The following is a 13697-nucleotide window of genomic DNA, read 5'->3' as shown; positions in this document are numbered from 1 at the left end:
GTACCCTGGCCCTTTGGGCTTTGGGGAAGAATAGGGGCATGCGCAAAGCGTGGGGCCTACTCCTCCTCCTGCCCCTGGCCCTGGCCTTTCTCTCCCTCTTCCTCCACCTCCTCACGCCCCCTCGCCCGTGGGCCGAGCCCATCCAGGCACCCCCCGAGACCCTCCAGGCCGTCTACGCCGAGGCCCACACCGCCGCCTTGCGCATAGAAGGCCCCGAGGGGAGCCGGGGCACGGGCTTCTTCTACGCCCAAGGCCTCGTCCTCACCGCCTACCACGTGGTGGCGGAAGGAGGGCCTTACACCCTGGTCCTCGCTACTGGCGCCCGGGCCCCGGCACGGCTTTTGGGCTTCGCCGAGCCCTTGGACCTGGCGGTGCTCGCCACGGAAGGGGAAGCGCCCAGGACGCTTCCCCTGGAAACGGAAAGGCGGCCCCGGGTGGGGGAGGCCGTGCTCCACATCGGCAACGGCCGGGGCCAGTTCATCGCCCCCCGGTACGGGCGGGTGACCCGCCTCGAGGTGAGCCCTTCTCCCTTCCTCCCCCAAGGCCTCGTGGAAACCTCCCTCCCCCTCGCCCCCGGGGACTCGGGCGGGCCCGTGTTGGACGCTAGCGGCAAGGTCCTGGGGATAGCGGTGGCCATCGGCCAGACGGAGGAGGGGTTCCGGAGCTTCTACACGCCCCTTTTGGGGCGGCAAGGGGTACTCTCCGCATTGGAGGGGGGAGAAAGGCGCTACTGGCCCTACCTGGGCCTACGGGGGCCTAGGGCCCTCACCCCGGACCTCGCCCAGCAGCTCGGGCTTCCCCCGGGCGGGGTGCTGGTGGGCGAGGTGGTGCCGGGTGGGGCCGCCCACCGGGCGGGGCTTAGGGGGCTAGAGTCGGGGGGCGTCCCCGACGTGATCCTGGAGGTGGACGGCACCCCGGTGAACTCCTTTGAGGACCTCCTCCGGGAGGTGCGCAAGCGGGAGGTGGGGGAAAGGGTGCGCCTCACCGTGCGAAGGGGAGGCGAGGTCTTCCAGGTGGAAGCCCTCCTCGCCCCTTTCCCGGGGCGCTAGCCCGCAAGCTCCCGGTACGCAAGCACCCCCGGCATCCCCTCCGCCAGGAGGACCGCCCGGGCGATGGCCCGGGCTAAAGCGTCGGCGGCGTAGGCCCCAAGGCGCAAGAGCCCCAGGGGGCCCACCCCTTTGCCGTCCCCCAGGGCCAGGGCAAAGACCACATCCCCGTCCAAGGGGGTGTGGGCGGGGCGGATGGCCCGGGCCAAGCCGTCCTGGGCCATGATGGCAAGCCGCCTGGCCTCCGCCTTGGTGAGGGGGGCGTCCGTGGCCACCACCGCCAGGGTGGTGTTCTGGCCGAGAAGGAGGGGGAAGCGGTAGTCCTCGGGAAAGCCCCGGTAGCGGGAAAGGTCCGGCAAAAGGGCCCACTCCCCCTCGGCCAGGAAGGGCTCGGCGTAAAGCCTCCCCGTGGAGGGGTCAAAGGGGCGGCCCAGGCTGTTCACCGCCGCCAGGGCCACCACCCTAAAGCCCTCTTCCAGGCGGTAGCCCGCAAGGCCAAAGCCCCCCTTGACCCCGCCCGCCACCGCCCCCGTGCCCGCCCCCACGCTCCCCTCGGCCACCTCCTCCCCTGCGGCCAAGGCGGCCCCATACCCCGCCTCCCGCGAGGGGGGCCGGAAGACCTCCCCCCGGCCGAGATCGTAGAGCACGGCGGCGGGGACGATGGGCACCACGCCCCCAGGGGTGGGAAACCCCTTCCCCCGTTCCCGGAGGTAGGCCATAACCCCCTCCGCCGCCCCTAAGCCAAAGGCGCTTCCCCCCGTGAGGAGGACGGCCTGCACCCTCTCCACGGTGTTCTCGGGGAGGAGGAGGTCCGTCTCCCGCGTGCCCGGGGCCGCCCCCCGCACGTCCGCCGCCGCCACCGCCCCCTCCTCCACCAGGACCACGGTGCACCCGGTGCGGGCCTTGGGGTCGGTGAAGTGCCCCACCCTAACCCCGGGGAAAAGCGCCTCCTTGCCCCACAAGGCTTCCGCCATAGGGCCAGTATGGGGTAGGCTTAGGGGCAAGACAAGGAGGCGGTATGTGGGAGTACCTCATCCACGGCGAACCCTCGCCCAGGCTCCAAGCCTTTTTGGAAGGGGTGGGCAAGGCGCTGGAGGCCCAGGGCTTCCGCTTTAACCCGGGTGCGGAAGCCCCCAACCTGGTCCTCAACGCCATCACCCCAGAAAACCCAAGGCCTTACCGCCGCAAGGCCCAGGCCACCTTCGTGGCCTCCGCTTTGGAGCTGCCCGAGTACCCGGAAGACCCCTTGCGCGAGCTCTACCCCTACCTGGTCCGGGCCCTTTCCAATGTGCTCTTGGCCTACGTGCCGGGAAAGGGGGTCAAGTTCCTCACCCTGGAGCTCGGCCACTATGAGGAGCCCGAGGGGGAAGGCTTCTTTGAGCGGGTGGCCCAAAGGCTTAAGCCCATCGCCTGTAGCCGCCTCGTCCTCAACAACATCTTTGAGCCCGACCTCGAGCCCGAGCTTTGGCACGGGGATGCGCTCACGGAAAGCATGTACCGGGCGGGGAAGAAGCTCAAGGAATGGGACCTCCTCCCTGCCCCCTTCCCCATTGAGGAGATCCTCCCCCCCGAGGACCTCCGCCACGTGAAGCGCCTCTACGGCATCGGGGGGCTTTCCTACGGCAACCTCTCCGTGCGCAAGGACGAAAAGCGCTTCTGGATGTCGGCGAGCGGGGTGGACAAGGCGAACCTCAGGGAGATCGGCCGGGACATCCTCATGGTGAAGGACTACGATCCGGAAAGGAACGCCATCCTCCTCTCCGTCCCCCCCCACGTGGAGCCCAGGCGGGTGAGCGTGGACGCCATAGAGCACTGGATGATCTACCGGGAACACCCCGGGGTGGGGGCCATCCTGCACGTGCACGCCTGGATGGAGGGGGTGCCCGCCACCCCCTTCAACTACCCCTGCGGCACCTACGAGCTGGCCCAGGCGGTGGCGGAGAAGGTGCGCCAAGCCCCCGACCCCACCCGGGCGGTGGTGGGGCTTAAGAACCACGGCCTCACCATCACCGGGCGGAGCCTGGACGAGATCTTAGAGCGCATTGAGGGCAAGCTCATCCGCACCGTGCCCATGTCATGAAGGCCCTCCTCTATACCCCCTCCCTCCCCCGCTTCCTCGGGGCCCGGGTCCTGGGAAAACGCTTCCCCAAGGGGCTCCTTCCCCTGGCCCTCGCGGAAGTCCCCCTGCCCGAACGGGAGGGCTTCGTGCGGGTGAGGGTCCGGCTAAGCGGGGTCTGCGGCTCGGACCTCGCCCTCCTCTACGGCAAAAGCCCCCCCTCCATAAGCCCCTTCTTCTCCTTCCCCGCCGTCCTGGGCCACGAGATCCTGGGGGAGGTGGAAGGGAACCTGGTGGCGGTGAACCCCCTCCTGGCCTGCGCTGACCGGGGGCTTCCCCCCTGCCGGAGGTGCCAGGGGGGAGAGGAAGGCCTCTGCGAGAACGTGGCGGAGGGGGCTTTGGCCCCGGGGATGCTGGGCTACAACCGGGACCTCCCCGGGGGGTGGGGGGAGTGGGTCCTGGCCCGGCCCGAGCGGCTCTACCCCATCCCGGACGGGGTCCCGGAGGAGCGGGCGGTGCTCGCGGAGCCCTTGGCCGTGGTGCTGAGGGGCCTCAAGAAGCTCAGGCCATGGCCCGGGGAGGTCCTTGTCTTGGGGATGGGCACCCTGGGCCTTCTCGCCGTGCGCCTCCTCAGGGCCTTGGGCTATGGGGGAAGGGTCCTGGCCGTGGCCAAGTACCCCCACCAGGCGGAAAGGGCGAAGGCCTTCGGGGCGGACGAGGTCTTCGCAAGCGCCAAGGAGGCCCAAGGGGCGAGAAGCCGGCGCTACCGCTACCTCCTCTTCACGGGCCACAGGGGCGGGTACCCAGGGGTGATAGAGGCCTCGGGAAGCGGCCGGGGCTTCCGGGAGGCCCTCGCCCTGGCGGAGGAAGGGGGTAGGGTCCTCCTTCTGGGCGCCCCAGGGCTTGAGCCCGTGGACCTTTCCCCCTTCTGGTTCAAGGAGGTGGGCCTTGTGGGGAGCTACACCTACACCCGGGAGGAGTTCGCGGAGGCGGTGAGCCTCCTCCCCGAGCTTGGAGGCCTGGAGGCCCTGATCGGCGGGGTCTACCCCCTTCCCGCCTGGAAGGAGGCCCTTTCCGCCCGGGGCAAGGCCCTCTTCCGGCCAAATGTGCCCTAGGCGGGGATGGCCCCAGGGAGCTAGGGCTATACTCCCGGCAAAGCGGAGGGAGGGGGCATGCCCTGGGAGGAAGAGCCTTTCATAGAGGCCGGGGAGAAGCTTAGGCGGCTCCTCAAAGAGGTCAAGCGGGTCATCGTGGGCCAGGACCACCTCCTGGAGAGGATGCTGGTGGCCCTTTTGGCCCGGGGCCACCTCCTCATTGAGGGGGTGCCCGGCCTGGCCAAGACCCTGGCGGTGCGGACCCTGGCGGAGGCCCTGGGGGGGAGCTTCAAGCGCATCCAGTTCACCCCGGACCTGGTGCCGGCGGACCTCCTCGGGACCCGCATCTACAACCCCAAGGAGGGGGAGTTCCGCACGGAGCTCGGGCCCATCTTCGCCCACCTCCTCCTGGCGGACGAGATCAACCGGGCCCCGGCCAAGGTGCAGTCGGCCCTCCTCGAGGCCATGCAGGAGCGCCAGGTAACCCTGGGGAAGGAAACCTACCCCCTGCCCAAGCCCTTCCTCGTCCTGGCCACGCAAAACCCCATTGAGAGCGAGGGCACCTACCCCCTGCCCGAGGCCCAGCTGGACCGCTTCCTCCTCAAGGTGGTGGTGGACTACCCCGCCTTCCACGAGGAGTTGGAGATCGTCCGCCGCATGACCACGGGGGAGGAGATCCGGGTGGAGAAGGTGCTCTCCCTGGAGGAGCTTTTAGAACTCTCCCGCCTGGCCGACCGGGTCTACGTCCACCCCAAGGTGGCGGAGCACGCCGTGGCCCTGGTCCAGGCCACCCGGAACCTGGAAGGGGCGGGGCTAAAGGAGCTCAAGCCCTACGTGGCCTTTGGGGCAAGCCCCCGGGCCTCCTTGGCCCTGGTCCAGGGGGCCAAGGCCTTGGCCCTGGTGCGGGGCCGGGCCCACGCCCTCCCCGAGGACGTGCGCGACCTCTACCTGGACGCCCTCCGCCACCGCCTCGTCCTCTCCTACCAGGCCCTGGCGGAAGGCATCACGGCGGAGGCGGTGCTCCGGGGCATCTTGGAGCGCCTCCCCGCCCCCTTCGTGCCCCTGCATGACCCTTATGGAGACGCCCGAAGCGCTCCTAGCCCGCCTGGAGCTTAAGGTGGTGCGTCCCCTGGATGGCCTCCTCTTCGGGGACTACCGGGGGGTGTTCTACGGCAAGAGCCTGGAGCTCGCCGAGATCGCCCCCTATAACCCTGGGGACGAGGCGGAGCGCATAGACTGGCCCGCCACCGCCCGCACGGGGGAGCTTCACGTGCGCCGCTTCCGGGAAGAGAAGGAGCTCACCCTCTGGCTCCTCCTGGACGGGAGCCCCTCCATGCGCTTTGGCTCCCGAAGGCGGGAGAAGTACGCCCTGGCCCTGGAGCTCGCCCTGAGCGTGGCCTACATCGCCCTAAGGCACGGGAACCGGGTGGGGGCGGTCCTCCCCTCTGGCCTCCTCCCCCCCAGGGGTGGCAAGGCCCAGGCCCTCCTCCTGGCGCAGGAGGCGCAGAAGGAGGGCCCCGCCAGGCCCCTGGCTGAAGGGCTTGACCTCCTCGGGCGGGTGGCCCGGCGGCGGAGCCTGGTCTTCGTCCTCTCGGACTTCCTGGACCCCTTCGCCGAGGCCCTGGCCCGCCTCGCCGCCCGGCACGATGCGGTGGCGGTCCTGGTGGAGGACCCCCTGGAGCGGGCCCTGCCCGAAGGCGGGGTCTGGCGCTTCCGCGACCCGGAAAGGGGCCTGGAGGTGGAGGTGAACGCCTTTGACCCCCGGGTGCGGGAGGCCTACCGGAAGCGGGCGGAGGCCCTAAGGGCGCACCGGATCCGGGAGATCGGGAAGGCGGGGGCGGACCTCCTCCTGGCCTCCACGGAGATGGACCTCCTCCCCCTCCTGCTCCGCTTCGTGGAAAGGAGGCGCAGGTGGCCTTCAAGAGCCCAGAAACCCTTCTCCTAGGGGCCTTCCTCCTGGGGGTGGCGGGCCTCCTCCTCTTCCTCCTGGCGGAAGGGGGGAAAAGGCGGCTAGAAACCGCCCTGGACCCCCCCTTCGCCCCCAGGCCCAAGCCCATCCCCCTCCCCTACCTCCTTGCGCCCCTCTTCCTCCTCCTCGCCGCAGGCCGGCCCGAGGCCACCCTTCCCTGGCGGGAAAACCTCACCCAGGCCGTGGTGGTGGTGGACACAAGCCACTCCATGGCCGCCGACGACGAAAACCCAAGCCGCCTGGAGAAGGCCAAGGCCCTGGCCCAAGCCTTCCTCAAGGGGCTGGACCCCTCGGTGAAGGTGGGCCTCGTGAGCTTTGGCCCCCAGGCGGTCTTGGTCCTCGCCCCCGCCACCGACCGCCAAGCCCTCCTGGAAGCCCTCTCGGGCCTGAAGCCGGGGGGTGTAAGCCCCTTGGGCCAGGGGCTGGAACAGGCCAGGCGGGTCCTCCGCCCAGAGGGCCCCGAACGGGACCTCCCGGAGGCGAGGCCCCCCGCCGCCATCCTCCTCCTTTCCGACGGGGCGGCCAACGCCGGCAAAGACCCCTTGGAGGTGGCGGCGGCGCTCGCCCGCGCCCAGGTTCCCGTCTTCGTCCGGCCCCTGGGGGACCCCCGGGGGGCGGTGAGCCGCATCGGGGAGGGGCTTTACTTCGTGCCCACGGACCCAGGCACCCTCCTCCGCCTGGCCCAGGCCACGGGGGGTGGGGTGCTCGCGGAGGACTTCCGCCCCCTCTACCAGGCGCTTAAGCCCCACTACGTCTGGAAAAACCGCCCCCAGGAGCTCACCCAGGCCCTAGCGGTGGCGGGGTTTCTGCTCCTCGGGTTTGGGGCCTACCTGGCCCTGGCCCGGGAAGGGAGGTGGCCGTGAGCCTCTTGGCCCCGGAGGCCTTAAGCCTCCTTCTCCTCCTCGCCTTCCTCCTCCTGGGGCTTTGGCGGGGAAGGCCCAAGGCCACCCTGCCCCACCCCCTGGCATCCCTCCTCCAGGAGGCGGCCCGGGAGGCCAAGGGGCCCCTGCCCTGGCTCCCCACGGCCCTCTTCGCCCTGGGGCTTTTCCTCCTGGCCCTCGCCGCAAGCCGCCCCGTCTTGCCCCTCCTAGGGCGGACGAGCGAGAACGTGGTGATCCTGGTGGTGGACGTGAGCCGGAGCATGATGGCCACGGACCTGAAGCCGAACCGCCTCGAGGCCGCCAAGGAAGCGGCCCGCACCTTCCTCGAGGAGGCCCCCAAAGGGCTCCGCATCGGCCTCGTGGCCTTTAGCGGCTCCGCCCAGACCGTCCACCCCCCCACCCCGGACCGCAAAAGGCTCCTGGACAGCCTGAATAGCCTGGAGTTCGGCCGCTCCACCGCCATCGGGGAGGGGATCGTGGAGGCCCTAGCCCAGATCCGCCAGGCGGGGGGGAAGGGGGAGATCCTCCTCCTCACCGACGGGCGGAACCGCACGGGCATGGACCCCTTGGAGGCGGCCGCGGAAGCGGCCAGGATGGGCGTGAAGGTCCACGCCGTGGGCGTGGGGGTGCCGGGCTGGACCCCGGGGCCCGAGGACCCGGTCATGGGCTTCGGCTTCTTCCCGGGGGCCTACGAGGTGGACGAGGAGCTCCTTTGGGCCATCGCCGAGATGACGGGCGGGGAGCACCACCTCATCCGCTCGGAAGGGGAGCTTGCTGAGCTCTACCGCCGCCTGGCCCAAGGGATGCGCCTGGAGGTGGCCAAGGAGGAGGCCACAGGCCTCTTCGCCCTCCTGGGCGGGGTGTTCGCCCTTCTGGGGGTGGGGCTAAGGCGCTACCTCTCCCCCGCCTAGGAGCCGCCAAAGGGGTTGGGCACGGGCTCCACCGGGAAAAGCTCCTGGGGCTCGCCACCCGGGACGGGAAGCATGCGGAAAAACTGCCCGTTTAGGAAGAGGTAGACCTGGGGCTCGCAAACCCCCTCCCCTTGGGCAGGCGGCAAGGCGAACTGCACCGGCGCCGCCTCTCCAGGACGGGCCAGGAAGGCCATCCCCGCCCCCAGAAGCCCTCCCAGGGCTAGGCCCAGAAGGAAGGGTTTCATAGCCCAAGCCTAGCAGCCCTGGCCTTGGCAGAAAAGGCGGAGGCTCCCTTTCCTTGGAGGCCAGGCCACCATTTCTTTCAAACGTCACCCTTACGCTAAGAGTATGCGCGCCCTCGCCTTCCTCCTCCTTCTAGGCTTCCTCCGGGCGCAAGCCCTCGCCCCTGGGGATAAAGCCCCCATCCTAGAAGCCCAGGACAGCTACGGCCGCCCCGTGGACTTCCGGGGAAGCTACGTGGTCCTCTGGTTCTACCCCAAGGCCAAAAGCCCCGGATGCACCGCCCAGGCCAAGCGTTATAGCGAGCTCTATGAGGAGTTCCGAAACCTCGGCGTGCGGGTCTACGGCGTAAGCCACGATCCCGCCAACGAGCAGTGCGATTTTATAGAGAAACTCTCCTTGAAAGGCGGCATGATCCCCGACCCCCAAGGCCGGCTCGCCCGGGCCTACGGGGTGCGGAGCCTCTTCGGCTTCTACAGCCGGGATACTTTCCTCCTGAACCCCGAAGGACGCGTGGAAAAGATCTGGCGGGGGGTAAACCCCTTTAAGGATGCGGACACCGTCTTGGCCTACCTGCGGGAGCACCTGCGTTAAAGGCCATCTCATCCGCAAGCCCCAAGGCCCTGCGTAAGATGTAGGGCGTGTACGCCTTCCGCCAGGGCCTAAGGCAGATCCTCCGCCACCCCACGGCAAGCCTCGCCACCTTCTTCACGGCGCTCGTGTCCTTTGCCCTCCTCTACTTTCTCGGGCTTCTCCTTTGGAACCTGGAGCGGGTGGTGGAAACCCTGGAAAGGGATTTAGAGGTGGCGGCCTTCCTGAAACCCGAGGCCAACCTAGAAGCCATCCTTAGCGCAATCCAGGTCTGGCCCGAGGTGGGGGAAGTCCGCCTGCAGACCAAGGAGGAGGCCCTGGCCCAGCTGGTCCTGGACTACCCCTACCTGGCGGAGGCCAAGGACCTGGTGGAAAACCCCCTCCCCGACACCCTGCGCCTGCGGCTCAAGGACCCCGAGGAGGTGCGCAAGGTGGCGGAGCGCCTGAAGAACCTCCCCGGCGTGGAGGAGGTGGAGTACGGGGGCGAGCTCACGGAGCGCCTGGTGCAGGTGCTCGCGGGAAGCCGCCTCGCCATGGGGGTTTTGGTGGGGCTTCTCCTCCTCAACACCTTCTTCAGCGTCATGGGGGCCATCCGGCTTTCGGTGGAAAGCCGCAAGGAAGCCCTTTCCATCATGCTCCTGGTGGGGGCCACCCGGCGCTTCATCCAGGGGCCTTTCGTGGTGGAGGGGCTTCTCCTCACCCTGGGGGCAGGGGCCTTGGCCCTGGTGTTGGGGGGGCTTCTCTACCGGGGCCTGGCCCAGGCGGTCCAGGGGCTTCTCCCCTTCGTGCCGGTCCTAAGCCCGGGGGACCTCCTGCGCACCGGGCTTGGGGTTTTGCTCCTGGCCGGGGTTTTGGGGGCGGGCGGAGCCTACATGGCGAGCCGGGCTTACCTGAAGGAGGTCTAGAGTGCGGCTTTGGCCCCTTCTTCTCCTGGCCCTCTCCCTCCTAGGGCTCGCCCAGGACCTCAAGGCCCAGGAGGAGGCGGTGCGCCGCCTCGAGGCCCAGACCGCCCGGGCCCGGGCCCTGGAAGAGGAGGCGGCAAGACGCATCCAGGCCCTCAACCGGGAGCTTAGCCGCCTCTCCCAGCGGGTGAAAGACCTCCTCCAGGAAAAGGCCCGCCTGGAAGGGGAAATCGCCCGCCTGGAGGGCGAGCGTGCCCGGCTACGCCAGGAGATCGGGAGGCTCCAGGAGGCGGTGCGGGAAACCGAAGGGCGCATCGCCAAGCTGGAGAAGGACCTGGAAAACCTCAAGGCCAGGCTCCAAGCCCTCATGCGAAGCCTCCACCGGGAAAGGGCCGGGCGCTACCTGCCCCTCCTCAGGGCCCAGTCCTTCGCCGACCTGGCGGTGAGGGCCCGCTGGGTGGGCTACCTCTCCCGGCAGGACGCCGCCTTGGTGCGCGCGTTCCAGGCCACCTTGAAGGCCCTAAGGGAGGAAAGGGAGCGGCTAAGCCTCCTCCTCGCCGACCTTTCCCAGAAGGAGCGGTCCCTGGCGGAAACCCAAGCCGCCCTGGAGCGGGAGAGGCGGGGCCTCGAGGCCACCTTAGCCGCCTTGCGCAGGGAAGAGGAGGGGAAAAGGGCCCTCCTGCGGGACACCCTCCAGGAAAGGCAACGCCTCCAGGCGGAGCTCGCCGCCCTCCAGGCCCGGGTCCTGGCGGAAAGGGCAAGGCTTTTGGAGCTTAAGCGGCAAGAAGAGGAGCGAAGGCGGCAAGAGGAGGCGCGAAGGAGGGAGGAGGCCGCCCGCCGCCAGGCCGCCCTGCGTCCCCAGGTGGTGGTGCCCCCCCCACCCCTCCCCGCCCAGGTGGGCCGCCTGGCCTTCCCCGTGCCCGGGGGGCGGGTCCTGGTGCCCTACGGCCAGGAGGGCCCCTTCCAGGTCATCCAGGGGCCCGCCCCGGGAAGCCCGGTCCAGGCCGCCGCCGAGGGGTACGTGGCGGGCATCCTCTACCTCCCCAACCTGGGCTACACGGTGATGCTGGTGCACACGGAAACCCTCTCCACCGTCTACACCAACCTGCAAGAGCCCCTGGTCCAGGAGGGGCAGAAGGTGGAACGGGGCCAGCTTCTCGGGTACACGGGGGGCGGCCTCCTCATCCGCCCCGAGGAGCTGGAGTTCCGCGTGGCGGTCCGGGTGGGAAGCGAAACCCGCTTCGTGGACCCCGCCGCCTACTACTAGCCCCGCCCCGGGGCAGGTGGGCTTTCAGGCGGGCTCAATGAGCCCGTAGTTCCCGTCCTTGCGGCGGTAGATGACGTTGATCTCGTCGGTTTCGGCGTTGCGGAAGACGAAGAAGTCGTGCCCCAAGGCCTCCATCTGGAAGGCCGCCTCCTCCGGGGACATGGGCTTCATCTCAAAGCGCTTCACCCGCACGATACGGGGGCCTTCCTCCTCCTCGGGCTTGCGCAGGGCCTCGAGGTCCCGCACCTCCGGGGGCGGGGGGCCTTGGTAGGAGTGGCGCTTGCCGATGAAGCGCCGCTCCTTGAAGCGCTTGAGCTGGGTTTCCAAGCGGTCCACCATCCGGTCAATGGCGGCGTAGAGGTCCGGGTCCTCCTCCTCCACCCGCACCAGCCCCCCGGGGAGGTCCACCTGCACCTCGGCCTTGGCCTTCCGCTCCACGTGGGGGCTTGCCGCCAAGGAGAGGACCACCTTGGCCATGAGCTCCCCGTTCTGGTAGCGGTCCAGGCGGGAAAGCTTCTTTTCCACGTACTCCCGGATGGCGTCGGTAATCTCCAGGTTGCGGCCGATGAGCTTGTAGACGTTCATGTGCCCTCCTTTCCGCCCCGGTCAGGGCTTTCCCTTACCCTTATGCTACCACCTTCCCCGGGACGCTCGTCCCGCACCACCTGCCCTGCCTTGAGGACCACCACCCGGGCGGGGTAGGCCTCCAGAAGCTCGCGGCTGTGGGTGGCCACCACCACCGTGGCCCCGCGGCTGTGGGCGGCCTTGAGGATGTCCAGGACCTGGAGGGCGTTTTCCAAGTCCAGGTTGCCCGTGGGCTCGTCCGCCAGGATCACGGGGGGGTCTAGGAGGAGGGCGCGGGCGATGGCCACCCGCTGGGCCTCCCCCACGGAAAGCTCCTCGGGAAAGGCCCGCTTCTTGTGGGCAAGCCCCACCCGGCGAAGGGCGGTGGCGATGCGCTCAGCCCATTCCTTGCGGGGCACCCCCTGCACCTCCAGAACGAAGGCCAGGTTCTCCTCCACGGTGAGGTCGGCAAGGAGGCGGTGGTCCTGGAAGACCATGCCGATGCGCCGGCGGTGGAGGGCCACCTGGTCGCCCCTTAGGTTTTTCAGGTTCTGGCCGGCGAAGTAGACCGCCCCCTGGGTGGGGAGAAGCCGCCTCAGAATGAGGGAGAGGAGGGTGGACTTCCCCGCCCCCGAGTGCCCCACCACGTAGACGAACTCCCCCTTCTTCACCTCGAGGTTCACGTTGTAAAGCGCCTTGGTCCCCGTGCGGGGGTACTCCAGGCCCACCCGGTGGAAGGCGATCATGCCCCCACTATACGCAAGGCGGGCCACGGTTGCTTCTCATGGAAGGGCGCTATAGTGGAGGCTAGGTGAGGGAGAGGATGAAAAAACGCGCGTGGTTCATCGCCGGGATCGGGGTGCTCCTTGCCCTGGTCTACGCCCAGCTTCCCAGGCCCCAGGCGGAAAGCCTCCTGCAAAACCCCAACGGCCAGGCCCTCCTGGAGGTCTACCAGCGGATCCAGCAGGACTACCTGGAAACCTTGCCCAAGGAGAAGCTCAACGCCCTCCTGGAAGGAGCCATCGGCGGCATGGTGGCCGCCTTAAAGGACCCCTTCACCAGCTACTCCCCGCCCCAGCGGGCCAGCCTGCGCCAGGAGGACCTTAGGGGCGAGTTCTTCGGCATCGGGGCCACCCTAACCCCCGCCAACCCCGACGGCACCGGGGCCAAGATTGAGGGGGTCATGAAGGGCCTCCCCGCCCAGCGGGCGGGGATGCGGGCGGGGGATGTGATCCTCGAGGTGGACGGGGAGGACGTGACCGCCCTGCCCCTCCAGGAGGTGGTGGCCCGCATCCGGGGCCGGGAGGGGACCAAGGTCACCATCAAGGTGCGCCGGGAAGGGGTGCCGGCTCCCTTGGTCTTTGAGCTCATCCGGGAGAAGGTGGAGATCATCTCCGTCTCCACCGGCAAGATCGGCGACGTGGGCTACATCGCCCTGGAAACCTTCGCCAACTTCAAGGTGGAGGACCAGCTCAAGAAGGCCATTGAGGACCTGAGGGCCCAAGGCGTCAAGAAGCTCATCTTTGACCTTAGGGACAACGGGGGTGGCCTCCTGGACCAAGGATGCGCCGTGGCGAGCGCCTTCCTGAAAGAGGGCCCCATCGTCTACACCCGCACCAAGAACCTCACCCGGGTCTGGTGCGAGGCCTCGGGAAGGCCCCTTTGGGATGGCCCCATGGTGGTCCTGGTGAACGGAAACTCCGCCAGCGCCAGCGAGATCGTGGCCGGAGCCCTCCAGGACTACGGCCGGGCCAAGGTGATTGGGGAGAAGACCTTCGGCAAGGGCGTGGGCCAGACCCCTTACACCCTGGCGAACGGCGGGGAGCTCACCCTGGTCACCTTTGAGTGGCTCACCCCCAAGCGCCGGGCCATCAACAAGGAAGGCCTGAAGCCGGACATTGAGGTCAAGGACACCCGCTTCCCCACCCCCTTCTCCTTCCAAGGGGCCGGGGCCCCGCCGGGGGCGGAGGTGAGCGTCACCCTAAACGGCAAGACCATCAAGGTGAAGGCGGACGCCGAGGGCAAGTTCACCTACGCCGAACCCCAACGCCAGCGGCCCCTCCCCGAGGAAAGGGGCCAGGCGGTCCTGGACCTAGAGAACGACGCCATCCTCAAGCGGGCCCTGGAAGAGCTAAACCGCTAGCCCCTTGGGCGTGGGGCCGGGGCTAAAGCCCCG

15 protein-coding genes are annotated in these 13697 nt (G+C 69.1%); 11 read left to right on the top strand and 4 right to left on the bottom strand.

Going from position 1 to position 13697, the window contains the following annotated elements:
- Positions 1-38: 38 nt before the first annotated feature.
- A complete protein-coding gene (locus L0C60_RS07715; RefSeq protein WP_234505764.1) occupies positions 39-1049 on the top strand; it encodes a S1C family serine protease in 1011 nt (336 codons plus the stop codon).
- Here the strand turns inward: L0C60_RS07715 and L0C60_RS07710 are convergent.
- Positions 1046-2020 carry a P1 family peptidase gene (locus L0C60_RS07710; RefSeq protein ID WP_234505762.1) on the bottom strand — a complete coding sequence of 325 codons (975 nt, stop codon included), beginning with the start codon at positions 2018-2020 and terminating at the stop codon, positions 1046-1048. The genes L0C60_RS07715 and L0C60_RS07710 overlap by 4 nt on opposite strands.
- A gap of 44 nt (positions 2021-2064) precedes the next feature.
- On the opposite strand from L0C60_RS07710, the gene L0C60_RS07705 reads away from it, so the two are divergent.
- Genes L0C60_RS07705 through L0C60_RS07680 form a run of 6 tightly spaced genes read left to right on the top strand, consistent with a single transcriptional unit; the run spans position 2065 to position 7957 of the window.
- Positions 2065-3126: a class II aldolase/adducin family protein gene (locus tag L0C60_RS07705; protein WP_234505758.1), complete on the top strand. Its 1062-nt coding sequence runs from the start codon at positions 2065-2067 to the stop codon at positions 3124-3126.
- Complete coding sequence (locus tag L0C60_RS07700) at positions 3123-4217, top strand: zinc-dependent alcohol dehydrogenase (RefSeq protein ID WP_234505755.1); 1095 nt, start codon at positions 3123-3125, stop codon at positions 4215-4217. The genes L0C60_RS07705 and L0C60_RS07700 overlap by 4 nt, the downstream gene beginning before the upstream one ends.
- Positions 4218-4274: 57 nt before the next feature.
- Positions 4275-5312 (top strand): AAA family ATPase, encoded by a 1038-nt coding sequence (locus L0C60_RS07695; RefSeq protein ID WP_243092644.1) that lies wholly within the window; start codon positions 4275-4277, stop codon positions 5310-5312.
- On the top strand, positions 5272-6141 hold the full coding sequence (locus tag L0C60_RS07690; protein ID WP_234505748.1) for a DUF58 domain-containing protein: 870 nt from the start codon (positions 5272-5274) through the stop codon (positions 6139-6141). The genes L0C60_RS07695 and L0C60_RS07690 overlap by 41 nt, the downstream gene beginning before the upstream one ends.
- Positions 6108-7028 (top strand): vWA domain-containing protein, encoded by a 921-nt coding sequence (locus L0C60_RS07685; RefSeq protein WP_234505745.1) that lies wholly within the window; start codon positions 6108-6110, stop codon positions 7026-7028. The genes L0C60_RS07690 and L0C60_RS07685 overlap by 34 nt, the downstream gene beginning before the upstream one ends.
- Positions 7025-7957: a vWA domain-containing protein gene (locus L0C60_RS07680; protein WP_234505743.1), complete on the top strand. Its 933-nt coding sequence runs from the start codon at positions 7025-7027 to the stop codon at positions 7955-7957. The genes L0C60_RS07685 and L0C60_RS07680 overlap by 4 nt, the downstream gene beginning before the upstream one ends.
- Here the strand turns inward: L0C60_RS07680 and L0C60_RS07675 are convergent.
- Complete coding sequence (locus L0C60_RS07675) at positions 7954-8202, bottom strand: hypothetical protein (RefSeq protein ID WP_234505739.1); 249 nt, start codon at positions 8200-8202, stop codon at positions 7954-7956. The genes L0C60_RS07680 and L0C60_RS07675 overlap by 4 nt on opposite strands.
- Before the next feature lie 103 nt (positions 8203-8305).
- Between L0C60_RS07675 and L0C60_RS07670 the strand changes: the two genes are divergently transcribed.
- From L0C60_RS07670 to L0C60_RS07660, 3 genes are read left to right on the top strand one after another with little or no spacing between them, the layout of a single operon-like run.
- The gene (locus tag L0C60_RS07670; RefSeq protein ID WP_234505736.1) at positions 8306-8791 is read left to right on the top strand and encodes a peroxiredoxin; all 486 of its coding nucleotides are present in this window, start codon (positions 8306-8308) and stop codon (positions 8789-8791) included.
- A 47-nt stretch (positions 8792-8838) separates the two neighbouring features.
- A complete protein-coding gene (locus L0C60_RS07665; protein WP_234505731.1) occupies positions 8839-9693 on the top strand; it encodes a cell division protein FtsX in 855 nt (284 codons plus the stop codon).
- 1 nt (position 9694) lies between these two features.
- On the top strand, positions 9695-10957 hold the full coding sequence (locus tag L0C60_RS07660; RefSeq protein ID WP_234505728.1) for a murein hydrolase activator EnvC family protein: 1263 nt from the start codon (positions 9695-9697) through the stop codon (positions 10955-10957).
- Positions 10958-10981: 24 nt separating this feature from the next.
- Here the strand turns inward: L0C60_RS07660 and hpf are convergent, their stop codons facing one another.
- Both hpf and ftsE read right to left on the bottom strand, forming a co-directional pair.
- Positions 10982-11542, bottom strand: a complete 561-nt coding sequence (gene hpf, locus L0C60_RS07655; protein WP_234505726.1) for a ribosome hibernation-promoting factor, HPF/YfiA family — start codon at positions 11540-11542, stop codon at positions 10982-10984.
- Entirely contained in the window at positions 11539-12267 is a 729-nt protein-coding gene (gene ftsE / locus L0C60_RS07650; protein WP_243092643.1) for a cell division ATP-binding protein FtsE, read from the bottom strand. The genes hpf and ftsE overlap by 4 nt, the downstream gene beginning before the upstream one ends.
- A gap of 77 nt (positions 12268-12344) precedes the next feature.
- Between ftsE and L0C60_RS07645 the strand changes: the two genes are divergently transcribed.
- Positions 12345-13664 (top strand): S41 family peptidase, encoded by a 1320-nt coding sequence (locus L0C60_RS07645; RefSeq protein ID WP_234505721.1) that lies wholly within the window; start codon positions 12345-12347, stop codon positions 13662-13664.
- The last annotated feature ends 33 nt before the right edge of the window (positions 13665-13697 follow it).

The organism is Thermus hydrothermalis, assembly GCF_022760925.1.
Classification (GTDB): Bacteria; Deinococcota; Deinococci; order Deinococcales; family Thermaceae; genus Thermus; species Thermus hydrothermalis.
Note: the sequence above shows the minus strand (reverse complement) of the source record. Positions and strands in the feature narration are given on the sequence as shown.